Origin of the sequence: Flavobacterium hydatis (assembly GCF_000737695.1) — a bacterium.
Taxonomy (GTDB): domain Bacteria; phylum Bacteroidota; class Bacteroidia; order Flavobacteriales; family Flavobacteriaceae; genus Flavobacterium; species Flavobacterium hydatis.
Map to the genome: position 1 here is coordinate 64,894 of NZ_JPRM01000006.1, position 26,600 is coordinate 91,493.

The 26,600-nt window shown below is 30.2% G+C and carries 26 protein-coding genes; 6 read left to right on the forward strand and 20 right to left on the reverse strand.

Annotated elements, in window-relative coordinates; translation table 11 throughout:
* Positions 1-14 precede the first annotated feature (14 nt).
* The 4 genes from IW20_RS04735 to lptB all read left to right on the forward strand — a co-directional run bounded on the left by IW20_RS04735 (position 15) and on the right by lptB (position 2,969).
* On the forward strand, positions 15-980 hold the full coding sequence (locus IW20_RS04735) for a KpsF/GutQ family sugar-phosphate isomerase (RefSeq protein ID WP_035619909.1): 966 nt from the start codon (positions 15-17) through the stop codon (positions 978-980).
* The gene (gene tatC, locus IW20_RS04740) at positions 980-1,801 is read left to right on the forward strand and encodes a twin-arginine translocase subunit TatC (RefSeq protein WP_035619474.1); all 822 of its coding nucleotides are present in this window, start codon (positions 980-982) and stop codon (positions 1,799-1,801) included. Before IW20_RS04735 ends, tatC begins: the two co-directional genes overlap by 1 nt.
* Entirely contained in the window at positions 1,794-2,141 is a 348-nt protein-coding gene (locus tag IW20_RS04745) for a carboxymuconolactone decarboxylase family protein (protein ID WP_035619476.1), read from the forward strand. The genes tatC and IW20_RS04745 overlap by 8 nt, the downstream gene beginning before the upstream one ends.
* A gap of 87 nt (positions 2,142-2,228) precedes the next feature.
* On the forward strand, positions 2,229-2,969 hold the full coding sequence (gene lptB, locus IW20_RS04750) for an LPS export ABC transporter ATP-binding protein (protein WP_035619478.1): 741 nt from the start codon (positions 2,229-2,231) through the stop codon (positions 2,967-2,969).
* Between the two features lie 72 nt (positions 2,970-3,041).
* On the opposite strand, the gene IW20_RS04755 is transcribed toward lptB, so the two are convergent.
* Together IW20_RS04755 and IW20_RS04760 are read right to left on the reverse strand one after the other, a co-directional pair.
* Positions 3,042-3,899: a glycoside hydrolase family 25 protein gene (locus IW20_RS04755; RefSeq protein WP_035619480.1), complete on the reverse strand. Its 858-nt coding sequence runs from the start codon at positions 3,897-3,899 to the stop codon at positions 3,042-3,044.
* 12 nt (positions 3,900-3,911) lie between these two features.
* A complete protein-coding gene (locus IW20_RS04760; protein WP_035619483.1) occupies positions 3,912-4,628 on the reverse strand; it encodes a CDP-alcohol phosphatidyltransferase family protein in 717 nt (238 codons plus the stop codon).
* 189 nt (positions 4,629-4,817) lie between these two features.
* Here IW20_RS04760 and IW20_RS04765 point away from each other — a divergent pair, with 189 nt between their 5' ends.
* Together IW20_RS04765 and IW20_RS04770 are read left to right on the forward strand one after the other, a co-directional pair.
* Positions 4,818-5,885, forward strand: a complete 1,068-nt coding sequence (locus IW20_RS04765) for a putative type IX sorting system protein PorV2 (RefSeq protein WP_455423158.1) — start codon at positions 4,818-4,820, stop codon at positions 5,883-5,885.
* A 51-nt stretch (positions 5,886-5,936) separates the two neighbouring features.
* Positions 5,937-7,076: a lipoprotein N-acyltransferase Lnb domain-containing protein gene (locus tag IW20_RS04770; RefSeq protein WP_035619487.1), complete on the forward strand. Its 1,140-nt coding sequence runs from the start codon at positions 5,937-5,939 to the stop codon at positions 7,074-7,076.
* Here IW20_RS04770 and IW20_RS04775 read toward each other — a convergent pair whose 3' ends face one another.
* The 18 genes from IW20_RS04775 to IW20_RS04860 form a co-directional block, all read right to left on the reverse strand.
* Positions 7,077-8,471, reverse strand: a complete 1,395-nt coding sequence (locus IW20_RS04775; protein WP_035619491.1) for an exopolysaccharide biosynthesis polyprenyl glycosylphosphotransferase — start codon at positions 8,469-8,471, stop codon at positions 7,077-7,079.
* Between the two features lie 77 nt (positions 8,472-8,548).
* A complete protein-coding gene (locus IW20_RS04780) occupies positions 8,549-9,922 on the reverse strand; it encodes an O-antigen ligase family protein (RefSeq protein ID WP_035619493.1) in 1,374 nt (457 codons plus the stop codon).
* Positions 9,923-9,927: 5 nt separating this feature from the next.
* On the reverse strand, positions 9,928-10,998 hold the full coding sequence (locus IW20_RS04785) for a glycosyltransferase (RefSeq protein ID WP_035619496.1): 1,071 nt from the start codon (positions 10,996-10,998) through the stop codon (positions 9,928-9,930).
* Complete coding sequence (locus IW20_RS04790; RefSeq protein ID WP_035619497.1) at positions 10,995-12,113, reverse strand: glycosyltransferase; 1,119 nt, start codon at positions 12,111-12,113, stop codon at positions 10,995-10,997. Before IW20_RS04790 ends, IW20_RS04785 begins: the two co-directional genes overlap by 4 nt.
* On the reverse strand, positions 12,113-12,667 hold the full coding sequence (locus tag IW20_RS04795) for a serine O-acetyltransferase (protein WP_035619499.1): 555 nt from the start codon (positions 12,665-12,667) through the stop codon (positions 12,113-12,115). Before IW20_RS04795 ends, IW20_RS04790 begins: the two co-directional genes overlap by 1 nt.
* Positions 12,668-12,672: 5 nt before the next feature.
* Positions 12,673-13,482: a class I SAM-dependent methyltransferase gene (locus IW20_RS04800; protein ID WP_035619501.1), complete on the reverse strand. Its 810-nt coding sequence runs from the start codon at positions 13,480-13,482 to the stop codon at positions 12,673-12,675.
* Entirely contained in the window at positions 13,479-14,480 is a 1,002-nt protein-coding gene (locus IW20_RS04805) for a glycosyltransferase family 2 protein (RefSeq protein ID WP_035619503.1), read from the reverse strand. The genes IW20_RS04800 and IW20_RS04805 overlap by 4 nt, the downstream gene beginning before the upstream one ends.
* The gene (locus IW20_RS04810) at positions 14,477-16,018 is read right to left on the reverse strand and encodes a glycosyltransferase family 2 protein (RefSeq protein WP_035619505.1); all 1,542 of its coding nucleotides are present in this window, start codon (positions 16,016-16,018) and stop codon (positions 14,477-14,479) included. The genes IW20_RS04805 and IW20_RS04810 overlap by 4 nt, the downstream gene beginning before the upstream one ends.
* Positions 16,015-17,166 carry a glycosyltransferase family 4 protein gene (locus IW20_RS04815; RefSeq protein WP_035619507.1) on the reverse strand — a complete coding sequence of 384 codons (1,152 nt, stop codon included), beginning with the start codon at positions 17,164-17,166 and terminating at the stop codon, positions 16,015-16,017. Before IW20_RS04815 ends, IW20_RS04810 begins: the two co-directional genes overlap by 4 nt.
* Before the next feature lie 2 nt (positions 17,167-17,168).
* Positions 17,169-18,050, reverse strand: coding sequence for a hypothetical protein (locus tag IW20_RS04820; protein WP_035619510.1), 882 nt, complete (start codon positions 18,048-18,050; stop codon positions 17,169-17,171).
* The gene (locus tag IW20_RS04825; RefSeq protein WP_035619512.1) at positions 18,050-19,483 is read right to left on the reverse strand and encodes an MBOAT family O-acyltransferase; all 1,434 of its coding nucleotides are present in this window, start codon (positions 19,481-19,483) and stop codon (positions 18,050-18,052) included. The genes IW20_RS04820 and IW20_RS04825 overlap by 1 nt, the downstream gene beginning before the upstream one ends.
* An 8-nt stretch (positions 19,484-19,491) precedes the next feature.
* A complete protein-coding gene (locus IW20_RS04830; RefSeq protein ID WP_051885560.1) occupies positions 19,492-20,595 on the reverse strand; it encodes a glycosyltransferase in 1,104 nt (367 codons plus the stop codon).
* Entirely contained in the window at positions 20,588-21,982 is a 1,395-nt protein-coding gene (locus IW20_RS04835) for a hypothetical protein (protein ID WP_035619514.1), read from the reverse strand. Before IW20_RS04835 ends, IW20_RS04830 begins: the two co-directional genes overlap by 8 nt.
* Positions 21,979-22,827, reverse strand: coding sequence for a GNAT family N-acetyltransferase (locus tag IW20_RS04840; protein ID WP_035619516.1), 849 nt, complete (start codon positions 22,825-22,827; stop codon positions 21,979-21,981). Before IW20_RS04840 ends, IW20_RS04835 begins: the two co-directional genes overlap by 4 nt.
* Complete coding sequence (locus IW20_RS04845) at positions 22,824-23,744, reverse strand: polysaccharide deacetylase family protein (RefSeq protein ID WP_035619518.1); 921 nt, start codon at positions 23,742-23,744, stop codon at positions 22,824-22,826. Before IW20_RS04845 ends, IW20_RS04840 begins: the two co-directional genes overlap by 4 nt.
* Positions 23,744-24,880 carry a UDP-N-acetylglucosamine 2-epimerase gene (gene neuC / locus IW20_RS04850; RefSeq protein ID WP_279348592.1) on the reverse strand — a complete coding sequence of 379 codons (1,137 nt, stop codon included), beginning with the start codon at positions 24,878-24,880 and terminating at the stop codon, positions 23,744-23,746. Before neuC ends, IW20_RS04845 begins: the two co-directional genes overlap by 1 nt.
* Complete coding sequence (gene neuB, locus IW20_RS04855; protein ID WP_035619520.1) at positions 24,873-25,913, reverse strand: N-acetylneuraminate synthase; 1,041 nt, start codon at positions 25,911-25,913, stop codon at positions 24,873-24,875. Before neuB ends, neuC begins: the two co-directional genes overlap by 8 nt.
* A gap of 14 nt (positions 25,914-25,927) precedes the next feature.
* Complete coding sequence (locus tag IW20_RS04860) at positions 25,928-26,599, reverse strand: acylneuraminate cytidylyltransferase family protein (RefSeq protein WP_035619522.1); 672 nt, start codon at positions 26,597-26,599, stop codon at positions 25,928-25,930.
* Position 26,600 lies beyond the last annotated feature (1 nt).

Sequence of the window (26,600 nt, forward strand, 5' to 3'; positions counted from 1 at the left end):
TTAACTATCCTGTTTTGATAACAAAAGAAAATATATTAGCTATCGCTAAAAAAACCATACTCTCTGAAAGCGAGGCAGTTGCAAAGCTGGTTAATTTTTTAGATGAAAATTTTACTCAAGCTGTTCAACAGATATACGAATCTAAAGGTCGTTTAGTAGTCACAGGAATAGGAAAAAGTGCAATTATTGCACAAAAAATGGTAGCAACTTTTAATTCTACAGGAACACCTTCACTCTTCCTTCATGCCTCTGAAGCAATTCATGGTGATTTAGGAATGATTCAAAATGAAGATGTAATTATTTGCATTTCAAAAAGCGGTAATAGCCCAGAAATTAAAGTTTTAGTCCCATTATTAAAACGTTTTGGTAATACATTGATTGCTATTACAGGAAATACGACTTCGTTCTTAGCCAAAGGCAGTGATTATGTTTTAAACACTACTGTAGACATGGAGGCTTGCCCAATAAACTTAGCACCAACCAATAGTACTACAGCACAACTTGTAATGGGAGATGCTCTTGCGGTTTGTTTAATGGAAATGCGTGACTTTAAACCAGAAGATTTTGCCGTATATCATCCTGGAGGAGCATTAGGTAAAAAACTTTTACTTCGCGTGAAAGACATGATTGAACATTCGCTAAAACCAACTGTTAGTCCAGATTCTTCAATCAAAAAAGTTATATTTGAAATATCAGAGAAACGACTAGGTGTAACCGCAGTTGTAGAAAACGATAAAATTATCGGAATTATTACTGATGGAGATATCCGACGAATGCTAAACGACAGAGATACTTTTGCGGATTTAACCGCAGTAGACATTATGACTAAAAACCCAAAAATGGTATCATCAGACACAATGGCTGTAGATGCCTTAAATATATTAGAAGATTTTTCGATTACCCAATTAATCGTTTCTGACAACGGAGAATACAAAGGAGTACTACACTTACATGACATTTTAAAAGAAGGAATCGTATAATGGCAAATAAAAAAAATCTAGGCGAAATGTCGTTTTTAGACCATCTTGAAGAACTTAGATGGTTATTAGTAAGAAGTACAACTGCCATAATAATAATGGCTTTTTTAACCTACTTTATAAGTGATTACTTATTTGATGTAATCATTTTTGGCCCAACAAGACCAACCTTTTTTACGTATCAGTTTTTCTGTGAATTATCTCATAAACTAGGTTTTGCCGAAAACATCTGTATCACCGAGATGCCATTTATCATCCAGAATACACAAATGGAAGGACAGGTAAATGTTTTTGTATGGATGTGTATCTTGGCAGGATTCATCTTAAGCTTCCCTTATATTTTATGGGAAATCTGGAAATTTATCAGCCCTGCGTTATATGAAAAAGAGCGTGCAAATGCTAAAGTATTCATCTTTGTTTCTTCCTTGCTTTTCTTTTTAGGAGTAATATTCGGGTACTTTGTAGTAATACCAATGTCTGTAAATTTCGTGGCAACTTTTACGGTAAGTGATATTGTAAAAAATCAATTTACTCTAGAATCTTATATGGGAATGGTAAAAACTAGTATTCTAGCTGGTGGACTATTCTTTGAGTTACCGATTATCATTTATTTCCTTACCAAATTAGGATTGGTAACTCCACGTTTTTTAAGAAAGTACTGGAAATACGCTGTAATCATAATCCTGATTGTAGCAGCAATTGTTACCCCTCCAGATGTTGTGAGTCAGACAATTGTAGCAATACCAATGTTATTAATTTACGAATTGAGTATCTTTATTTCGGTACTTGTATATAAAAAACAAAACAAAGAATTAAATGTCTGATATCATTCAAGAATTTAACGACTATCGTTCTAAAATGAACGAAAAGTTATTAGCCGACAATAACAAAATTGTAAAGCGCATTTTTAATCTAGACACCAATGCCTATGCTGCAGGTGCCCTGGATGTTAAAACAAAAGAACTTCTAGGCTTAGTTGCCTCAGCTGTTTTGCGTTGTGATGATTGTGTAAAATACCACCTTGAAACTAGCTTTAAAGAAGGGGTTACCAAAGAAGAAATGATGGAAGCAATGGGAATCGCAACCTTAGTTGGCGGTACAATTGTAGTTCCTCATTTGCGTAGAGCATACGAATTTTGGGAAGCACTAGAAGAAACTAAATAATTGTTAATAGGTCTATTTGTTGATTCGTTTATTCGTTAATTTGTAGCGATTAAACGAATCAATCGTTTAAATGATTAAAATAAAAAAATGAAACTAAGAGCCGATAATTTAATCAAAACCTATAAAGGTCGTAGTGTAGTAAAAGGCATTTCTGTTGAGGTAAATCAAGGAGAAATAGTTGGTCTTTTAGGACCAAACGGTGCTGGTAAAACTACTTCTTTTTATATGATTGTAGGATTGGTAAAACCAAATTCAGGCAATATTTATCTTGATGATTTAAATATTACAGATTTTCCTATGTACAAAAGAGCACAACACGGAATTGGTTATTTAGCTCAGGAAGCATCTGTTTTTAGAAAATTAAGTATCGAAGATAACATTTTAAGCGTACTACAATTAACTACTTTATCTAAAGCTGAACAGGTAGCCAAAATGGAAAGTTTAATCGAAGAATTTAGCTTGGAGCATATTCGTACCAACCGAGGAGATTTACTTTCGGGAGGTGAGCGCCGACGTACCGAAATTGCACGAGCTCTTGCTACCGATCCTAAATTTATTTTACTAGATGAGCCATTTGCAGGAGTTGACCCTGTTGCGGTAGAAGATATTCAGAGGATTGTAGCGCAATTAAAAAATAAAAATATCGGAATTTTAATTACCGACCACAACGTACAAGAAACTCTTGCCATTACTGATAAAACGTACCTAATGTTTGAAGGAGGAATCTTAAAAGCAGGTGTACCTGAAGAATTGGTAGAAGACGAAATGGTACGTCGTGTGTATCTAGGTCAGAACTTTGAACTTCGTAAAAAGAAACTGGAATTCTAAAAAAGTATTCAGTCGCAGTTTTTAGTTTACAGTTACTTACTGAAACTGAGAACTGCAACTGGAAACTAAAAACTAATCTACTGTTATAAACTGTAATTGCTGTAAATCGCCGTTGTAGATATTTACATCAACAGTATGTTTTATTCCTGGCATTGTTGCTTTCTCTGTAAACTGCCAAAACAACCAATCCTCTTCTATTTTCTCTCGATAGAAATTATAATTCGCTATCCAAAAAAGATAATCACTAAATTCTTCTTTCAGAAAATCATCATAATATCTTTCTCCACTATATATAATTGGTCGTACTTTATAATGTTCTTCTACTTTATTTAGCCATCTTTTCAATCCTTTTTTCAAACTATCCAAAGATTGGTTCTTAGGTAATTTTTCTATATCTAAAACCGGAGGTAAATCACCTTTATGCAATTTAACGGTTTTAATAAATAGATTTGCTTGCTCTATAGAATTTTCGTTTGGGCGATAATAATGATACGCTCCCCGAATGATTTTCTGCTCTTTAGCTCCTTCCCAATTATTTAAAAATTGGCGATCTACACGATTATTTCCTGCTGTTGCACGTATAAAAACAAACGAAATCGGGAATTTCTGTTCTAAACTATCTACTTTACTCCAACGGATTTTCCCTTGAAATTCGGATACATCCAAACCAATTGCCATTCCTTGATGATTCGACAACACTTGATAATTCCTAACATCCGAAAGACGTTTATCTTCTGCCTCTTTTTCGAGAACTTTATCTGTTTTAAAACTAAAGTAATACGCTAAACCGTTTCGGTAATGATAAACAACTCCTAAAAGAAGGGCAATTAAAACTGAAAATACAGTGAAACGAAAAAACTTTCCTATGGAAGAACTGGTTGATTTAGATTTCCGATTTGAAATCTTTCTTTTGGTAACTTTTCTTTTCATTCAATAAAAAAACTACTTTTTCAGAAACTTATTGTTTATAACAGACAATATTATGTAAGTAATAATTACCAATGGAATCCCTAGGTATTGAAAGAAAACCAATAGCAAAACTGACAATGATAAAAAGCCAACTTGTAGTGCGTTATCTTTTAAATTGAATTTTTTAAATTTTAATGAAAATAAAGGAATTTCGGCATTTAGGATATAAGCACTAAATAACGCTATCACTAATAAAATCCATTGATTTGTTAAGATTTCAAGAATCATCAACGATTCTGAATATTTTAAAACCAAAGGCAAACTCAAAATAAACAATGCGTTTGCAGGTGTTGGTAAACCAATAAATGAATCTGTTTGTCGTGTATCTATATTAAAATTTGCTAAACGATAACAAGAACCCAAAGTCACAATAAACCCTAAAAACGGTGTGAACTCTGTACCAATAATATTGTGTGCACTTGAACTACTTACAAATAAACTATACATTACATAACCAGGAACAACCCCACTGGTTACCATATCTGCCAATGAATCTAATTGTAATCCTAATGGACTGGACACTTTAAATAATCGAGCAAAGAAACCATCGAAAAAGTCAAAAAAGATTCCTAAACAAACAAAATAGAAAGCCATTTCATAGTCTAATTTAGAAACAAAAACAACAGCTATGCAGCCACAAAAAAGATTGATTAATGTAATAGCATTAGGTACATGTTTTTTAATATTCATTGCAAATAAAATTTAAGTATGATAAGCAACAAATTTACTATAATAACTGAATGGAATGTACGTTTTTATTAGAGTTTTTTACACAAAATTCAGACTTTAGCATTATTTACATAAAGGAATAAATAAGCTCAGTAAAAAATTATATTTTTGGTAAAAATTAAACAGACTTCGGTTTATAAAAATTAGCTCTTGAAGAAAATTTTATTGTTTTTACTATTTTGTGTTTACACAACAAATTACGGCCAAACAGTTCGAAAATACTCTAATGAGTTCATGAACATTGGTGTAGATGCTGCAGCTCTTGCCATGTCGAGTGCAGTGGTTGCATCTACGACAGATGTAAATTCAGTTTATTGGAATCCAGCAGGATTAACTAATCTTCAAGATCATCAGGTTGCTTTGATGCATGCTAATTATTTTGCCAATATTGCACAATATGATTATATTGGCTATGCAAGTCCGATAGACGACCGAAGTGCTTGGGGGATTTCATTAATTCGTTTTGGAGTAGATGATATTTTAGACACTACAGAATTAATAGACAATCAAGGAAATATTGATTACAATAGGATTAGTCTTTTCTCGACTGCCGATTATGGTTTTACTTTTTCGTACGCTAGAAAATTACCTGTTCCTGGATTTCAATATGGTGTTAATGCCAAAGTTATCCGACGTATTATTGGTAAGTTTGCCAATTCTTGGGGTTTTGGATTTGATTTAGGATTACAGTTTGAGAAAAATGACTGGCGTTTTGGTTTAATGATACGTGATATTACTACTACTTATAATGTTTGGAATATAGACGAGAAGGAATACAAAAAAATCTCTGATGCCATTCCGGGAGAGAATCAGGAATTACCAGAAAGCACCGAAATTACGTTACCTAAAGCACAATTAGGTATTGCAAAAAAGTTTATAATCAGATATGATTATAGTGTTTTGGTAGCTACAAATCTAAATATGCGTTTTGAAAGAACGAAAGATATAATCTCTAGTAATGCTGTAAGTATTGATCCTGCATTAGGACTAGAGTTTGGATATACTGACTTAGTTTTCTTGAGAGCTGGAGTAGGAAATTTTCAGAATGTAACACAATTAGATAATTCTGAAAAAGTAGGTTTTCAGCCTAATATAGGTCTTGGTTTTAAATATAAAGGCATTCAGGTAGATTATGCTTTGACAGATTTAGGAAATCAAAGTGTTGCATTATATTCTAATATTTTCTCGCTTAAAGTAGACTTAGGCATCTTTAGATAATAAATAATTGCATACCAAAGAAACATTGATAATTCATTTAAAAAAATAGCTATGAAAACGTATTCATCAAAAAAAACATTCTTACTAGTATTGTTTTTTGTGTTTATCAACAACAGTTTTGGACAGAGCCTTTTATTATCCAAAGATTCGAAAGTTAGCGTTTTAACTTGCGGAACTGGGAATGAATCATACTCTCTTTTTGGTCATACAGCTATTAGAATAAAAGATTCTATTAATGCTCTTGACATTGTATATAATTATGGTACGTTCGATTTCAGAACTCCTAATTTTGTTGCTAAATTCACAAAAGGGAACTTACAATATTACGCTACAGCAAATTCTTATCTCGAATTTATTAATGAATATAACTATACAAAACGTAGTGTTTACGAACAGGAATTAAATATCTCTGATGATATAAAGCAAAAATTATTTGATAACTTAAATAAAACGCTACTTTCTGAAGATAGATTTTACACTTATAAATTTATTGACAAGAACTGTACTTCTATGGTTGTTGATGTTCTTAATAAATCTTTAAACGGGACTGTAATTACAAAAAAAGGAGATACTGATAAAACATATAGAACTATTCTATATCCTTATTTTGACGGACATTTTTATGAAAAACTTGGTATCAGCATTATTTTTGGGAAGAAAGTTGATGAACTTGGAACAAAAATATTCTTGCCTTTTGAGTTAAAAAATAGTTTAAATAAAACAACTTTTCAAAATCATCCTTTAGTAAAACAAGATAAAACCATTTTATCTTTTGATAAAGAGCCAACTCATTCATGGTGGAATAACTGGTATACTTACATTATCTTACTTGCATTTATCATCTTTATAGGCAAAAGAAGTATTGACAAAGCTTATCTTTTAATAATGGGATTATTGGGCGTATTTTTTGTGTTTATTGGTTTTTATTCTTTACACAAAGAATTAGAGTTTAACTATAACATTTTATTGTTTAGTCCTTTCTTACTGGTTCTTTTGATTTTCAATCTTATGAAAAACAAAAAATGGACTTATAGATTATCACTCATCCATATCATTTTACTAATTGTATATGGATTGTTTATGATTAATAAAGCTTCATTTCTGATTGTTTTACCTTTGATTATTACTAGTGGAGTCGTACTTGTACGTGTAGCAATTAAGAATAAAAAACCAATTCCTATTATTATATAGTTATTGCCCTCTGTAAAACAAGACTGTAGTAATGGTTTTAAAAGTAATACTTAAATCCAGAAAGATACTTCTGTGTTTAATGTAATATAAGTCGTACTGTAGCTTTATTAAACTTTCTTCTATCGATTCTCCATAGGAATAGTTTACTTGTGCCCAACCTGTAAGTCCTGGTTTAATAATATGCCTTGTTTCATAAAATGGCATAACCTGAGCAATTTCTTTCACAAAAAAAGGACGTTCTGGTCTAGGACCAATAACTGCCATATCTCCTTTTATAACATTAATAAATTGCGGTAGTTCATCTACTCTCGATTTACGCATCATCTTCCCGAAAGGGGTTACCCGAACATCATTTGCAGCAGCAAAAGCAACTCCTTTTGATTCGGAGTTTTTTACCATTGTACGGAATTTATATATTTTAAAAACTGCTCCATCCTTTCCTATTCTTTCCTGAGTATAAAAAAGACTTCCTCGATTTCCTATACAATTTCCTATAACGATAAATGGTATTAAAACAATCCCAATTAATAACCCAATCAATGAAAGAACAAATTCAAAGAGACGTACAACCAACAGATATAACTTGTTACTATTACTACGACTGAAAGGAAAAAAACGATAAAAATCTCTTGCTATATATTGCACAGGAATGCGCTGCGTTTTACTTTCGTATACTTGAGTATATTCTCTAATTATTTTACCAGATTCCAGTAAATGCAGTAATTGCTGGTACAAATCGGCAGTAATACCGTCTGTCTTTTGCGAAGCTATAACAATCTCAGAAACATTATTATTTATTACAAATTCTTCTAACTCATTCTTTTGAATTTCTTTTACATAATGATATTCAGAAGGGGTATTGTTTAAAGAATCTGAATTTACAAAACCTATGATTTTATAATGTGGATCAACATTTTCTAATCCCAATACCAATTCTTCTACTTGATCCTGATCACAAATTAAAACTACGTTTTGAAAAAAACGATGTGAAGCAAGAAAATAAACGTAAAATAAACGCCAAAATAAAATGGCAAAAAGAACTGCAAAATAAAATATAACTATAGAGATTCTCTGTTTAGGTAATTCAGGGGATAAAACTGGAGTCAGCAAATAAACAAAAACAGTTGTCGAAACCGCAATAACAGTACTTTTGATAATCTGAAATTGATTACTTGCTACTTGCAGGTTATACATCTCAAAAATTGACCCAAAAAGGTTAAGATAAATTACCAATACTATTAGCCCATAATAATTAGTATTTGAAATATTAAAATAGCGATAATCAAATACCTGACTTAATAAATATAATGTTGCTAAGATAAAAAAAGAATCAAAAAATCGAAGAATGACTTTCCGTTCAGATATTTCAAAATGAATCTTATTTTTTTGTGGCATTTTTGGTTATAGTGGTTAAGTTCTGTATTTAAATTTGGGGAAATTTAAAGTTACGGCAGCAAATGTATTAATTAAATTTACAATCCTACATTATTACTATCTATAGATTTTTCATTTATGTTATTACCTGATTTAAATTTAATTACATTAATCAAAGTTAGTGCATAAACAAAGGCGGGAGCAGCTGTTCGCATAGCTGCATGATTAATTGTTAAAAACCAAAAAACGTAAAAAGACAAAAAATACAGATGCCCACGATTAGTATAATACAGCACAAAAGGCATTATAAAAAGTATCAAAAGACCTGATATCCCAAATATTCCATGTTCGCTTAACATACGTGTTATTTCATTATGAGAAGCTACATCAACTCCAAAAGCTTTTTTTCTGTACTCTTTACCAGCGCCAGCACCAATTCCTAATATTGGATTATCTAAAAAAACTTTAAGCTCGATATCTATAATAGCCTCTCTCCCTCCTAATCTGTCTTTTTTTATTCTTCCCGCTGCATCTTGATTAGCATAACGTTTGCCAATTAATCCAGAAGTTTGTACAGAGCTATATGTCCAAATTCCTAATCCCATAACAACTGTAATGATAAATACCAAAGCTAATTTTCCTTTTACTTTCGCGCTTGAATAATGATATAACACTAATAATAATAAAGAAATCATTACTACTCCCGTGATTACTCCTCCTCTTGAAAAAGTTACTATGGCTCTATAACTAACAACTAATAATAATATCCCATTTAAAATCAGCAGTTTTTTTGATTTAGAAAAAAGAATCAATTGTGTAAAAAATACAAACATACCTAATCCTAAAACAGTAGAAACCTGATTTGGACCAAATCCCCCAGAAGTTTCAAAATTAGATTGTGTACCTGTAACAACACTCTGTACACTAGGGTTGTATAAAAACAAATATGCAGTAGTTGTTAATATAGGTAATCCCATTGCAAGAACAATATTCTGTAATTCCGGAAAAGTAATTTTCCGATTAAAAGTATATATCGCACAAATCCCTAAACACAATGCTCCTGATAAATTAAAAACCAAAACCTTTTTTATATCTGCCGAAAAATCATCTGCAATCGAGGTTACTAAAACACCTGGAATCAATAATAATATAAAAAAACCGTAAACTAATGCATTAATAGAAAAACTACTATATAACATTCCTATTACCATAAAAAAGATGACGCTTAACTTAATATATTCATTATTCAAGTTCCCTTCTGTCATTCTTAAAAAAACCTCAACACCAATCATATATGCAGCCACTAAGAGTACTTCATTATTTTTATTTTTTGTTTTTAAAACAAAAAACAATCCTACAATTGGAATAACAAGCGCATAAATCTTAGATAAAAATGGCATTACAAAAACAACCAATGCAATTACCAAATGCATCAAAACTAAGAAAGTATAAGACAAATGTTTTATTTTCATGATTATTATGCTTTATAAGCTAAAATTAATTTCTGTATGACAACATCTTTTGCATAATTTTCTGAAACAACATTATTCAAAGACATTCCTAATTGATTTCTAAGTTCAGAATTTGAAATTAATTTAAGGATTTGATTCTCAAACTCTGACACTTTTAAAGGATTAAACAACAGACCTGTGATATTATCTTTAATAACCGAAGAACAATAACCTACGTTTGTTGAAACTACTGGTAAAGCTACAAGACCATATTCTAACAATGTTACCGGAAAACCCTCATCAGTAGAAGCTAAGATTCCTATTGTAGCTTGAGATAAAATATATGCAATATCATTTCTTGAATTATACAAATAAATATTATCCTCTAAGTGGTTTTCTTTTATAAATATTTTAATAGAATCGGAATATTCATCAAAATAATCCTTTCCTATTAGATGTAAACTCCATCCTAAATCACTTAATTTTAAATTTTCAAAAGCTTTTACTATCATCAGATGATTCTTCGGATTTTTCAGATTCGCAAGAAACACGATTCTTTTATCTTTAGTACCTTTTAAAAAAGTAGAACTTAGAGTCTCTTCTGTCAGTATTGCAAAATTTGGAATAAAAAATACTTTTGAACATAACATGTTTTTTTTATTCCATTTCTCTAATAATGGATTAACGGTAAAAATCGATGAGAAAAAAACTGAAAAAAAGACTAAGACACTATTTTTAACTTTTGATTCATGTATCCTTTTTCCATAATGATCATGCCAGGCTATTTTAATTTTCGGTAAAGTAAATTTTAACAGAACAGCCAAAAAGAAAGAAGAACTATGTGCATGAATAACCGTTATCTTATTCTTTACAATATAATTTCTCAGTTTTGAAATTGCGTGTAAATCAATAGCTTTCTTTTTATTTAAAAACAAATAGGTAACCCTCGAATCAATTTGTTCTTTGAGCGCACCTTCTTTACGTGTAACAACCAATCCAGAAAATTCAATTGTTTGACTAAGTGCATTTGCAAAATTTACTGTCATACGCTCTGCACCTCCAGCTTCAAGTGAATCTATCATTTGTAGCACTCTCATGATTGTAGTAATTTTTTAATTTCGGTTTCAAAAACATCTGTCGTAAACTTTTGTGACCATTCTGATGCTTTCAAACTTTTATCAATAAAACACCTCTTATCTTTCAAAATTATCTCTAACTGATGTAAATCATCTAATAAATTCATTTTAAGTAAAACTCCACGGTTACCATAATCTAACATAAAAGGAACGCATGAAACCGATGTTGCTACTGGAACACATCCCCAAAACATACCCTCTGCAATCGCTTTTGGCCATCCCTCACTTTTAGATGGTAAAATAACAAAACCGCTATTCTGATATGCTGTTTTAATTATTTCCTGATTTTGATTTCCATTCAAAAAAATATACTTTTTCAAATCATTCTCTAAAATATATTTTTCTAAAATGATCCTTTCAACGCCTTCTCCATAAAGATTTAATGATACATCGTAACCTTTTTTATATAAACCTTCAACCAATTGAATTGCATATAATGGATTTTTTCCTGAAACTAAAGTGCCGACAAAAACAAAATTCATTTGTTTTTTCGTTTCTAATTCTTTAAAATCTAACTTCTCATTATCAGCATATGTAGCAGTAAAAAAGGGTTTTATATTTTTAGTACTTTCTTTCCATTCTCCATAAACAAGAACTTGTATGTTTTTAGTTAAAAATGTATTCCTTAAAATCCATTTTTGTAATCTATAACTCAATGGTTGCTGAGCTTGAGGATCCCAATTACCTGCATATTTTGCTGTCTTGATTTTATTTGGGAAGAATATCTGAACTATGCAACCTAATAAACCAATATTACCTGGACAACGCAAATGAATATGATCAGCACTTTTCATTGCTCTAAATAAAACAATCACATTGTAAATACTATAAAAAACAGATAGGAAAGCACTTTTTAAAGTATTTAAATTTGAATCTATTAATTTAAAATTCTTAGTAAAATCAAATGGAATTTTTGATATTAAAAGTCCTCGATCATTTTCCCATACAGGGCAGCAAAAAATTAGTTCATCACTAAATTTTCTTAAAATAATTAATTCGTTTACATAAGGTCCATAAGCATAACAGTATTTATCCTTATAAATCAATGGTGCGTTTGAAACAATTAATAATTTCATTAAATATATCCTTCTGAACCTCTATTAGAGATTATTACTGCTGGCACTCCTAAGACAGCTACATTATCGGGGAAAGAATCTTTAACCATTGAGCAAGCCCCAATTAAAACATTATTCCCTATATTAATTTTGCCTGCAATAACTGCATTAGCTCCTATATATACCTCATCTCCTAAAATAGGCGTTCCTCTTTTTTTATCGATACCAGAAACACCAATTGTTACTCCTTGTGATATGTTACAATTATTACCAATTATGCTATTTGAATTTATAATTATTCCTCCAAAATGCCCTACATAAAATGAATGTCCAATTTTTACTGAATACGGTATTGAAATTCCTGTGATAATTTCAATCCATTTTTGCCACAATAGAGCCAAAAATAATAACGGAAATCTAAAAATTTTCCACTTAATTCTGGCATAAATATAATGTGCTATTCTGTGTTGAAAAGTTGCCCAAAAACCTTGTGTAAAGAATACGATACTAAAAAAATTGCCTCCGTATTTTTTATATTTTTTGTAATCCGATTTTATGAGTTGAAATAGATTCATCGAAATTATATTTTTTTCTTCATCAACATCGTTACATGCATACAGCTAAATAAAACCGAGTCTGAAGTTCTGGAATTATTCCAATCTTCTTTATGCCATTTTTGTCCAATAGTTTTCTTTTTTTCATCCGAAATTGGTAACATATTTACCATCACAATCCATTTTGATTTTCCTAGAACTCCTCTTCTTTCGATTATATCAAAAGAGTTTTGAAATTTATAAAAAACTTTTCTTGTAAATGGCCATTCCCAAGCTGCATCTGATTGAAATGGTCTATATAATGTTCTCAATATCTTTATTGGTAAACTCGTTTCAAGGGGATCATAACTTATAATTTCTCCTCCTGAATTTAATTTTTCATTTAATCTATCAATTAAAATTGTGGTGTTCTCAAAATGATGCAAAACTCCATAAGCATAAATCAAATCAAATTTATCAGTTGTAAATTCATCAGATAGAAAGTCAACTGTTTTGGCTTCGGCATTAGGAAATTGCTTGAGTTTCTCATTTAGCTTTTCAATAGCAACATCACTTAAATCAATTCCTAAATACTCTTTTGCATTTTCGGCTAAATACATCGACCAGTAATTACCCGAAAAACACCCTAAATCTAAAACCTTTTTATCAGACAAGTCTCCAAACCATTGTTTGTGTAAAACATAAGCTTGATCCTGGACACCAACATTTTTTTTTATTTTATTTAAAACTCCATTTCTAAATTTTGACCATAGTTTGGTGGCCGAATTTTTCTTCTTGGTATTATAAAATTCTTTTTGTTTTTTGTTGATCTCTAAAATTGTATCTTTTGATTTCATTTTTCTAATTTAGGTTTATTCAATAATAGACTCCACCAACCAATTGTTCTTCCCATTGCTTCTGTAAAAGCAGCTTTTTTATTGTTTGCTGTAATGGCATTGCTAAATCGGATAAAAGTAAGCAAAATGGTTATTGCATTCCACTTAAAAGAATCTTTCAGATTAGGCTTAGGATTTTTTACATGCCACACATACCAACCATTTCGCACTACCATTTTACCGTATAAATATTGATTTGGTCGTCCTGAATCAGCATGGAAATGTTGCAATCTTGCAGCAGTATTTAAATAGAGCTTCCCTGTTTTTGCCACTCTTAATGTAAAATCAGCATCTTCATACAATCCGTACCCCTCAAAATAAGTAGAAAATGAAAGTTTTTCAAAAACTGTTTTTCTAAAAGAGGAAACACCTCCCATCAATTGTTCTACTTGGTATGTTTTATCACTTGGCGGCAAAAAACCAACACTTCTTCCATGTGAAAAACAAGGAGAAAAACCGGGAGGACAATTACTGTCTAGATGCAATTTTTTTCGTAAAACAAAGCGACTCCCGTCTTTACGTTTCCATCCGTCAAAATAAAACTCACTTATCGGAGCTTTATAATCTTCATTTACTTTTTCCCATTTTGTTTCGTTTATAATATACCCACCGACACCTAATGCATCTGGATAGTCTTTATAAGTATTAATTAACTCCTCAAAATAATTTTCTTCTAAAACAGTATCATCATCTAAAAAGCAAACAATTTCGATAGCATCACTTACTTTATTAATTCCAAAATTTCTTTGTTTAGTAAGTCCTCTATTTTCATCTGAAACCAAAAAATAATTTAATTTTTCAATTTGATGCTTTTTTAAAATAATTTCAGTCTCATTATTAGTCGATCCATCAATAATTAAAATTTCATCAGGATACAACCTTTGTTTCTGAACCGATTGTAACAATGCTAACAATGGCTCTGGTCGCATATAAGTACAAATAATTAATGATATCTTCATGACTTACTTATTAATTCATTAGCCCAATATATGCTCTGTTTCCATTCTTTTTTAAATTTAACAAAATATTTTAATGGATTTTTGACATTTTGTAGCTTATAATATTTAAAGAATAAGATGGTCTTAAAGCCATTAATTTGCTCTAAATTCTGATTTTTCGATTTCAAAACCATAATTGTAGGTGAAGGTTTTGGCTGTATAGATTCTCCATCCCAAGGAAACGTTGGTTTTATCCTAAACCCGCCCATTGGAGCTTTAAGGTGTAATATTGAAATTTTAGGAAAATACAAAACATCTGCACCTTTATTACGCAATTGCAAACCAAAATCGGTATCCTCACCATAACCAAATTCTAAACTCTTACTAAAGCTCACTTCCTTTAGCAATTCTGACTTTAAAAAACTATTGCCTGAGCCAAAATTTCCCGATTGGCTAATTATCTTATTTACTAATTTCTCCTTGCGTTGCAAATATGAAGCAGACAAAACTAAAATACCATACTGCTCAATGTTCTTAAATACATTTCCTATTAAATTAATATCAAATCGATTGTCATCATCATTAAGGAATACCCACTCACTTTCTACCTGATTAAGAGCAACATTTCTGGCATTGCAAGCTCCTGCCTGATGTGTAAAAGTATGCTTTATAATAAATGGCCAATCTTCTGAAGTTAAATAATCTAACTCCGAAACACTTCCTATTAGAGGATTCTGCTCAACGATTATTACATTTTTAGGTAAATGTGTTTGTTGGGATAAATCTTTTAAAACATCATATAAATATTCTTTTCTTCCGATAGTTGGAATAATAACATCAATAGTTCCTGAATTAATTACTTTTAATGAAGAATTAACTTTAATTGAATCTAGACTAATGTTATTATTATTTCTGTTCTTAAAAGTAAAACTATATAGTAAAGCTAAGAGAGGAAATTTAAATTCATAAATCATAAAATTTAGGAATAGTAAAAATATCCATCTCGTTCTATAATGTTGTTTCACAAATCTGAAAAGAATCAGATTAGATGGTTTTGAAATTAAATGGATTTCGTTTTCAAGCAACAATTTTGGCTCCGAATAACATAATAATCCTAAAGGCATACATACCTTAGCTATTGAACTTAAATAGTAATCGAAATTATTATCTGCTTTTATCTTATCATTAATCTCTAACAATATAGCAGCATGAACCACTCCTACCGAACTACTCATTTGCCAGGTTGGATAACTTACATCTTTGTTAATTTTTATAAAAGGTGATTCATCAACATAACCTATTTTTTGACCCAAAAAATTAACTTCATTAGGATTATAGGAAATCATCATTTTATTATGATGAAAAAAATCAGCTATAAATTCTAGATTAAGATATTGCTCGTAATTTTCATTACACCAAACTATTTTTGAAAACGGAAATTGAATAGCCAGCTCTATTAAACCTGATGCAATAGTATTGTTTTTATTAAAAGATAAAGTCTCATTTCTTTCCGAAATAACTCTTGTAATCTTATTATCTGAGTGATATACTACTATCAAGATTTAAGAATTAATGATTTATAAAACTCAATATTATCTTTCGCTACTTTATCTATATCAAAAAGCTTTTTTACTCTATCTCTTGCTTTTTCCCCCATTTCGCTTCCTAGACTTGAATCATCTAAAAGCTGCGTTATTCTATATGCAAACAAATCATGATTTTTTGGACTTACTAAAAAACCACTTTCACCATCAATAATCATTTCATTTGCCCAACCAATATTTGATGCTACAACAGACTTTTGCATAGCCATGGCTTCTAACCAAGATACCGGAAGCGCCTCTGCAAAAGAAGGAAACACACAAACTGTCGCTTCTTCTATTTTTGTTTTTATTTCAGAATAAGGAACACTTCCTAAATAATCAACATTCATTTTTGCCTTTTCTGAAAATAGTTCTTGCATCATTTGCCAAGTAGAAGAATTTCCCGAAATAATATCCGGAACGTCTTTACCTACTAAAATCAATTTAGCTTTAGGATTGTTTTCTATTACTTTATTAAAGATTAATGGCAATTCGAGAAGTCCTTTTTTACGAATTAAACTTCCAAAATATAATATAGTTTTCTCTTTTTTAGAACTTACATTATTAATCTGAAACAAATTAGTCTCGATAGGATTAGGAATAATTGTAAATTCTTTATTTAAACCGAAAATCGCATTTGTTTTATCTGCTGTAAACTGACTTACCGATAACAATCTATCCGCATTTTTTAATGCTCTTTTTTCATGAAACTTATTTATCCATTTTACTGGACGATTGTCTAGATGGCAAAAATAAGTATCTGATCCATTTAAGCGTATAATTAATGGGCAAGATTTTGGTTTTATAAAAGATGAAATACCTGTCCAGTCTGGTGCTTCTACTAAATCAATTTCTTTGTCTAAAAATAATCGATTTATTATCCTCTCTAGCTTTTTTCTAGTTAGGAACCATGACAATCCTTTTAGCTTGATATTCTTTATTTGCTGTACAAGAATTCCATCGTCATAAAAAGTAGCATCTTCTTTCTGACCATAAACAAGAACTCTAACAGAAACATTATGTTCTAAAAGCCCAATTGCTAAATTTTTAATACTGGTACCAATACCTCCAGAATTACCTGTTTTAGGATGTGGGTATTCTGGAGTTAAAAATGCTATTTTCATTTTTATTTATTAAAAAAGTCTTTTAAAATTCTAGCTGTAAATATTCTTGCACCAGTATCATTCATATGCCCGCAAGATGAGAAATATTTATCCTCTTTTACTACATTTTCGTAATTATGAATTTCTGGATATGCTTTTTTAACCTTATCGAAATAATTCATTCCCACGACATTTTCGCACATAGGAGTCATTACTACGATAAGATTGATATTATTGGCCTTACAAATATTCTTAATCTCTTCGTAATACTTATTGTGCGGTAAAGGATTTAAATTGACAATATTGTTTTTCATATTCCCGTTTTTATGTTTTACTAACGGATAATAACCTAGATTGTCTAAAACATTTGTTTTTTTATTAATAGCTGTATAAAAAAACTCTCTGAAACCAATTTTAGTTTCATATTTTGCATATCTATAAAATGGGATATAATACAACTCATTAAAGTTTTTAAAAGTTTTAAAATGCTCTTTTATAATATCTGAGTGATGAATATAGGGCAGAAATTTAGCAGCAATTCCTTCTGATTCAGAATCATTTGCAAGGCTCAAATCAGCTTCAAGAATAACATTTTTAATCACATATTTTCTTTCTATCATTAATTTCAATAATAATGAAGTTTCAAATAAATGTCCCCCACTCATTCCATAATTAAATGTTTTTAATCCTTTTTCTTCAAACATTTGTGCTACGAAATGGTTATTCGCTCGAGATGTACCCAAAATAACAACATCATATTTTTGATTTTCTGAATTAAAAATTGTTTCTATTTTTCCTCTATTTCTAGATTGCATAAAAACCGCTGTATATAATCCATCTAATAAAATCGCTATTGAAACGGTTATAAGTATAATATTTGCTGTATAAATTAAAAAACGCTTCATTAAAATTGAAAATATATAAATTCTTTATAATCTGAAAAAGTTCCGAAGGCCATAATAGCCATAATAGCCAGAGCTAATTTCAAAATACTTTTCTTCCCTGAAATGGGTTCAATTTTGTTACGGTTATTCCATTCAATTAAAACAAATAAACTTATCATAACAATTAATTCATAATTACTTCTATCATTTGCTAAAAACTGAATTTTAAATTCCCCGTTAGAAACGATTCTTTTTAAATACTCAACAGCATCTGTTATGGTTCTTGCTCTAAAAAATACCCAGGCCACACAGGTCAATAAAAAAGTATAGAGAATGCTCATTATTACTTTTGCAGAACCCAAATTCCACTTTAGTACAATCGCATCCATATTATTTCGGTTACTATTTGATAAAAGCAAAGGCAGAAAATAAACTGCATTTATAAATCCCCAAACAATATATGTCCAGTTGGCCCCATGCCAAAACCCACTAACGACAAAAATGATAAATGTATTCCTGATTTTCATCCAAATACCTCCTTTGCTTCCGCCTAAAGGAATATATAGATAATCACGGAACCAAGACGAAAGCGAAATATGCCAACGACGCCAAAACTCTGCTATGTCTCTTGAGAAATATGGGTAATTAAAATTCCGAAGTAAGTCCAATCCAAACAATTTTGAAACTCCTAATGCAATATCTGAATATCCTGAAAAGTCTCCATAAATTTGAAATGCAAAGTATACTGCTCCCAGAATAAGAGAAAAAGAGTTCATTGAGGTATAATTATCAAAAATAGCATTGGCATAAGTAGCGCAAGTATCTGCGATAACTACCTTTTTTACCAATCCCCAAACGATTTGGTAAATACCCTCTTTTGCCATTTGAAAATTAAACTCACGTTTTACTTTTACTTGTGGCAATAAATGCGTGGCTCTTTCTATTGGTCCTGCAACTAGAAGTGGAAAATAACTAACAAACAGAGAATAATCTACAAAGTTATATTCGGCTTTTATTCGTTTAAGATAAATATCAATTACATAGGATAATCCATGAAAGGTATAAAATGAAATCCCTACTGGAAGTATGACTTTTAATAAAATAGGACTTGCCTGAATTCCAACGGAATTTAATAATTCTGAAAAAGACGCTGCAAAAAAGTTATAGTATTTAAAAACTCCTAAGAATCCTAAATTGACTGAAATACTAAGCCAAAACCAAAATTTCCGACTTCTTTCTGACTTTCCTTTTTCAATTTGAATTCCAGTGTAATAATCCAAAAATGTAGAAAAAACTAATAAAAAAAGAAATCTCCAATCCCAACAAGAATAGAAATAATAGCTAGCAATAATTAATAAAGCATTTTGAGTGCTTTTTGTTTTATTAAAGACAAACCAATACAGGAAGAAAACGATTGGTAAAAAGATGGCAAAAGCCAAGGAATTAAAAAACATGTATGTGTTTATAAATTTTTAATAAACTTATTATCAGATAGTAATCCTAAATAATTATCTACCATTTGTGTTAAAGAAAAAGCTCGCAAATTATCATTAATATTTGAGTTATTTTCTAAAATATAATTTTGATTTAAAATGTTTTCGATAATTTTTTTTAATTGGTCAATTTTTGTCGCTTCAAACAAAAAACCATTCTTATTTTCTTCAATTAAACCAAGTACATTTCCCTCAATCTTGGTTGTTATTACAGGTAAACCAGATATTAAACTCTCTAAAACTACATAACAAAACGTTTCTCCGTGAGAAGGGTGAATTAAGTAATCATAATTGTAATAGATCTCGTTTAGATTTGACACGCTTCCCTTAAAATTAAAAATGTTTTGAAGGGAGAAATCTTCTATCATTTTATTTAATTCTTCTTTATAATATCCTTTTCCATAAATATCAATTGAAATATCATTTTTTGTATTCTCTTCAATTTCTTTTACTGCTAAAATTAAATCCTGAATTCCTTTTTCTTTTCTTAAATGAGAAACAACAATGAATTTTTTACTCAATGAAAAATTAGTTTTCTGCTTAAATTTTGAAAAATCTATCCCATTTGGAATAACTATGATCTTATTTTTAATATGTTCCCCAAAATCATTTACCAATTCTTTTTTGGTAGAATCTGAAACACTAACAAAAACATCAATATATCTTGACAATAAAATCCCTTTTAGTTTTTTATTAATCTTCTTCTTGAATGTATATCCATTTAATGGCCTTGGATTGTGATCGACAGCAATGATTTTAGCCTTTGATATTTTTTTTATCTTATAGAATAAAGGGGTACATAACTCTACAAAATGAGTCATTATATGTGTGTACTCTTCTCTGTTTTGGTCATAAAAAGAGAGAAAATAATTTTCTACGTTTTCTGTTTTACTACTGTAAATAGTCAAATCTGAATAATTCCCATGACTTGATTTGTTAGGAAAAAACCAATCAACATGAATATTATTTTCTTTACATTTTTTATCAAACTCCCAGAAAAAATAATCCATACCTCCAACTCTTTCAGGAAGTAATTCATAATTGCAAACAACTGCTATTTTTTTCTTAATCATTGAATGATAATAATGTTGTGGCAATACGTTTACTAGTATTTTTTAATTCTCCTCCTATCTGTAATCGAAGAAAGTTTACTCTTTGTTCTTGTTTATTATCTTTTCCCTCAAGAATAAAATTAACTGCATCTAAATATTCATTTTCATTTTTGACAATATTAGTTGAATCGGAATCAACCAATTTTGATAAATGTTTATATTTCAAAAATTTTTGATCATCGAACCAACCGTTTTTATCCGTTCCAAAAACAGGATTTATAACTGGTTTATCAAAAATAAAAGCATCTAAAGTTATTGTTGACAGGACATTTATACACAAATCACAATATTTTAATAACGCTTTTAAATCATTCAAATCCTCAACAGTTGGCACTCTTTGCGTCCAAGCTTCTTGATGTCCCTCTCTGCTGATATTCCAGTCAGGAAAGTTCCAAATAATAAAAGGGAATTTTTTAATTAAATTCTCAAATCTTATAGGTTCTTCAGCTGGGGATGTTCTAACTATTAGATTAACTTTTTTTACAAGTCTTTCTTCTGAAATAAATTTTGCTAGTAACTCTAAATAGATTGGGTCATTTTCACTACTTGCATCATTACAAGTAAAAAATATAATTGGATAATTATTATCAATTTTAAACTTCTGTAAAAAGCCCTCTTTATCGTATCCAAATTCATTACTTGAATAAGGCTCAAATTGTGGAGTCCCCACCACTTTTATTTGTTTTTCTTTTACAGATTGATAAAACGTAAGTAATTCTTCTTTCATCAAATGACTCCAAACCAAATAAAAATCAAAAACTCCTGCCATTCTACCTTTCGAAGCTAAATTATCCCAACTAAAAATAAAAGCTGAAGTCTTAATTTTTAATTTTTCTGCGGCATAAATAAGTGGGGCGATAAATGGTGGACGCTGATGTGTAAAAAATAACGTAGAAATGTTATCCTCTTTTAAAAGTTTTAAATACTCCTTGGTTATTAAATCGTATTTAAACGTTTGTTGTTGTAAACGATTATAGATCCAAATCAATTTCTCTGAATAAAATAATTTGGAACATTTATGAATAGTTCTTGTTGCAAATCCTCTCGGATTTTTTGCTTTCGATTTAGTGCTGATTAAATTATCTTCGATACCAAAATTACCTTTTGCATGTAATTGCAAATGGGTAACTTCTTTGGCTTTTCTAAAAAACCACGTATAAAAAGACTCCTCAAAAACCTTTAGTTCTATAATTTTACACTCTAAATTGAAATCACTATAAACTGTTTTTGGCAAACATGAATAAATAATTACTTCATCAAAATTAACTTTTGCTTCCTTAATAAAATCGGTTAATATAAAATTACGAAATCCAACACCATCTGTAATAACAACCCCTAAATTCTTCATAAAAAACTCTTATTTAGACTTCCAACTCTTCCATGATCAGAGTGAGACATTTTAACTATAAGTTCTTTATTTAATGGCTCTTCAGAAAGAAAACTAATATCACAAAAATATTTCTCTTCAATAGGATTTAATCTCCATGGCACTACACTTTTATAATCTAATAACCAATTATTTTTTTCTAACCTCCTAGTCTTTGTGTCATTCCACGAGGTAGTATAGTCAATCCACAAATAACCTAAATCCCACGCTTTATTCTCGAATTCTCGAATATTAACAATATCAAGACCTCTTAATCCTCCCATTATTTCCTGACTAACTGCTTTTGAGCCATCTTCAAATAATAATCCTTTTATTCCAGGCTGCATAAAATATCGAATATCTTTGTTTAAAAAGCTATCTACTTGTACAGTTATTTTTTTACAAACATTTTTCACACTTACATCTGTTATCGTGGGATTTAATTTTACATACCGAACTAAATCATGATAGCGGATCCAACGCATACTCTGATACATATCTAAAGCTGATTTATTTGCAGCTGTAGTTACCAACGGATAATATTCTCTTGCAAGATTAAATAATCTTGCAGGAATTCGTTTCCCTTCATATTGCTTTTCTACATATAAATTCATAAGCCATGCCAAATCATTTTCAAAACTTGCACCAACATGAGCTACTATTTCCTCATTATCATTCAAACAAATAAAGGAACGTCCAAAATTTACATCTCCATATTGCCATTCCCAAAATTCTTTGTTTTGAAGAGGATGATTTTCTCTGTATATTTTTTTGAAAAAAGATTCTAAAATTCCCCAATCATTTATAGTTGCTTCTCTAGTAATCATAACTTTTCTTTATAATTTTTACCTCCTACCAAATCATTACAATCAAATCTATTTAATAACAAATGATTACGGGTTACTGTATTTATTCCTCTATTTGTTGTAAAACCTAATTTGTATCCTACTTTTTTGGCCATCTCCGCAACTTCATCTGTACAAGTTTCAGGGGTTCCGTAAGGATATGAAACTAAATCTAATTTTGAACCAGTTAGTCCTTCAAAAAATGTTTTAGTATTTTCAAGTTCAAATTTAATTTTTTCAGTATTTAATAAACCTAATGGATAATGACTGTGTGTATGGCTTCCCAAATACCCCAATTTCGCAAGTTCTTTTAAATTTTCTTCACTCATATAAAGTGATTCTAGAACACTACTTTCTTCAAAATGCAAATCAAACATTTTTTTTACAATTCCTTCTTGCTGTTTGAAATTTAGTTTGAAATTTAAAATATACTTTAAAACTGCACTATTTTCATCGTCATATCTATAAATTTCTTTCGCTTTTATTTTTTCTAGATCTGAAAAATCAACTTTTTCAATTTTTAAAATTTTCTCTAAGAATTCAGTTGTAGAGATTATCGATCTTAATAAATGAATTTTATGAACTGTACTTACTTTTTTATCTTCAAAATTTAATGAATTAGCAAAAAAAATAGCTGGAATATTAAGTTCATCCAAAATTGGCAAGGCCAAGTCAAATTGCTCTTTTAGACCATCATCAAAAGTTATTAGTAAAATATTTTCTTTAGATTTTAATACCTCATCAGCATTACTTACTAAATTGTTTGGACTGATAAAATCACCTTGTTTTTTTAGCAATATTAATTGTTGTTGAAACTCCTTAGGAGTAAGTCCAAATATACTTGGATAATTAGCCTTAAACTTATTTCGTATATAATGATAATTACTAACTGTAAGCATTATTTAATGTCTCTAAATTGTTTTTGATGATTGAGTTGCCAAATATCATCTTTTTTAAGACATTCTAGAAATAATTGATTACTATTTCCTTGACCAAAAACATCTTCTATATTTTGTATTTTATGTGAATCAATAATCGAAAGCGCTCTTTTAATTTCATTTTCAGAATAATCTATATTAATTATATCCGCATGAACAGCTCTATTCTGCTGACGTGTTCCGATATTAATAATCGGAATTCCATAATATGGAGCTTCTCTAATCCCTGCACTACTATTGCCTATTATAAATTGGCTATTTTTTAATAATGTCAAAAAATACTCAAATCTTAGTGATGGAAAAATTCTGAATCTTTCGTTTTCTTTCAATCTTTCATATTCTTCAAGAACAAATTGGCTTCCTAAATCATTGTTCGGAAAAATCACTACATAATTATGATTGTCTTGCAGTAATGAAGTCACAAAGTTTTTTACATATTGCTGCATTTCCTTAATTTCGGTCGTGACTGGATGAAACATAACTATTGCATATTTTTCAAAATCAATTTTATAATATGCTTTAGCTATCTTCAAATCTGGTAACTGATCTGAAAACATAATATCAACATCTGGGGAACCAATTGTAAATATTGATTCTTTTATTTCTCCCATTTGTATCAATCTTTTCTGCGCTTGTTTGTTGGATACAAAATGTATATGACTTAATTTACTTACGCTATGGCGAATTAATTCATCAACAGTACCAGAAACTTCTCCGCCTTCTATATGTGCAACTAAAATATTATTGAGAGATCCTACGATAGCACCTGCCAATGTTTCGACTCTATCTCCATGCACGACAATCATGTCTGGATTTACTTCCTTACAATAAGCAGATAATCCTTCAATGGTTTTAGCTAGAGTTAAATCCATTGTTGTTTCATGAGTATGATTCTTGAATGTATGGATGTTTTTAAAATCACATCTCTCTATTTCAATTAGTGTGTAACCATAAACTTCTTGTAAATGCATTCCTGTCACGAAAATATATACTTCGAAATTTTGTTGCTTTTCAAGCGCTTGAATTAGTGATTTTATTTTACTAAAATCAGCACGAGTTCCTGTAAGAAATAGAATTTTTTTTATTGAATTACTCAAAATCTGAAAAATCTAATTGTTCATCATTTTCAATATCTCTTAAAGCAATTTTTCCAATCAAATCATTAAAATGTTCTGCTAAGATCTTTCCTGTTCCAGGGCGCTTTACCCAAATATTTTCTTTCGACAATATCTCTCCTTTTTTAATTGGGGTAATTGCGCAAACAGTTGCAAATGCAAAATCGATTGTTACTTGTTCTTCAAATGCTGGCTTTTTTGTTCCGCCGCGCATTAAAGCAATTTCTGCAGATGAAATAATTAATTCCTGACATGCTTTTTCGTCCATACTGCAAACAATATCTGGACCTGTACGTTGCATATGATCTGTAAAATGACGTTCTAAAATACTTGCACCGAGGGCAACAGCTCCCAAGCAAGCATTATTATTTAAGGTATGATCGCTTAGTCCAAAAATTTTATCAGGAAAAGCTTCATGCAATTCTACCATTGCTCCAAAACGTACCAGATGAATTGGTGTTGGATATAAATTTGTAGTATGTAAAAGCGCTACTGGAATATTGTGCTTATCAAATATAGCAACAGCTTTTTGAACACTTTCTATCGTGTTCATACCTGTACTCAGAATAACTGGTTTACCAAAAGAAGCAATATGTTCTAATAATGGATAATTATTACATTCTCCAGAACCAATCTTATAGGCTGGTATATCAAATTTCTGCAACCTGTTAGCCGCAGCACGAGAAAATGGGGTCGAAATAAAAATCATCCCTTTACTTTCTACATAGTTTTTAAGCTCTAGTTCTTCTTCTTCATTTAGCGAGCAACGCTCCATTATTTCATAAATAGAAACATCTGCATTACCAGGAATTACTTTTTTAGCAGCTCCACTCATTTCGTCTTCAACAATATGAGTCTGATGTTTTACAACTTCCACTCCAGCTCTTTTCGCTGCATCAACCATTTCCTTGGCTACCTGCAATGAGCCTTCATGATTAATTCCGATTTCAGCAATAACCAAAGGCGGGAAATCTAACCCAATTTTACGTCCTGCAATTTCTATGTATGGATTCATTAATAAGTTATGAATTATAATTTTATATGTTTATTGTATAAGTATTCGGCGTAATCAAAATCTTCTTGAGTATCGATATCAATGTTAGCAAAAATATGATCTATTTCAAATGGATATGCATTTTCAGAAATAATTATATTCTCAAGGATTAATCTTGCTTTTGTGATATAAAGTAATCCATTTTCAAAAAAAAGAGGCTCCATATCTTGGCTACGTTGTCCGATTTTATAATTAAAAGGTATGAATTTGTTGTCTGTTATCTTTCCTAATTTATTATGATTTCTGGTAATAGTAAACAAACTATCGCAATTTTGCTTTCCATAAATTTCAAATGTTTTTTTTAATAAATCTTCCGGACGAAGTGGATTCGTAGGTTGAAGTAAAATTACGTTTTCAACATCAGCGGAATCAATATTCTCCAAAACATGCTTTAACGCGGTAATAGTAGGCTCAAGATCTCCAGAAATAACTTCAGGTCGGTCTATTACTTTTGTTCCAAACTCTAAAGCAACTTGCTTAATTTCTATGTCGTTTGTAGAAACATAAACTTCATCGATAATTTCGCTATTTGCTTTAGCATACAAAATACTATGTGCTAACAAAGGAATTCCACCTATTAATTTTGTGTTTTTTTGTGGTAATCGTTTGGATCCTCCACGTGCTGGAATTATAGCGATGCTTTTCATC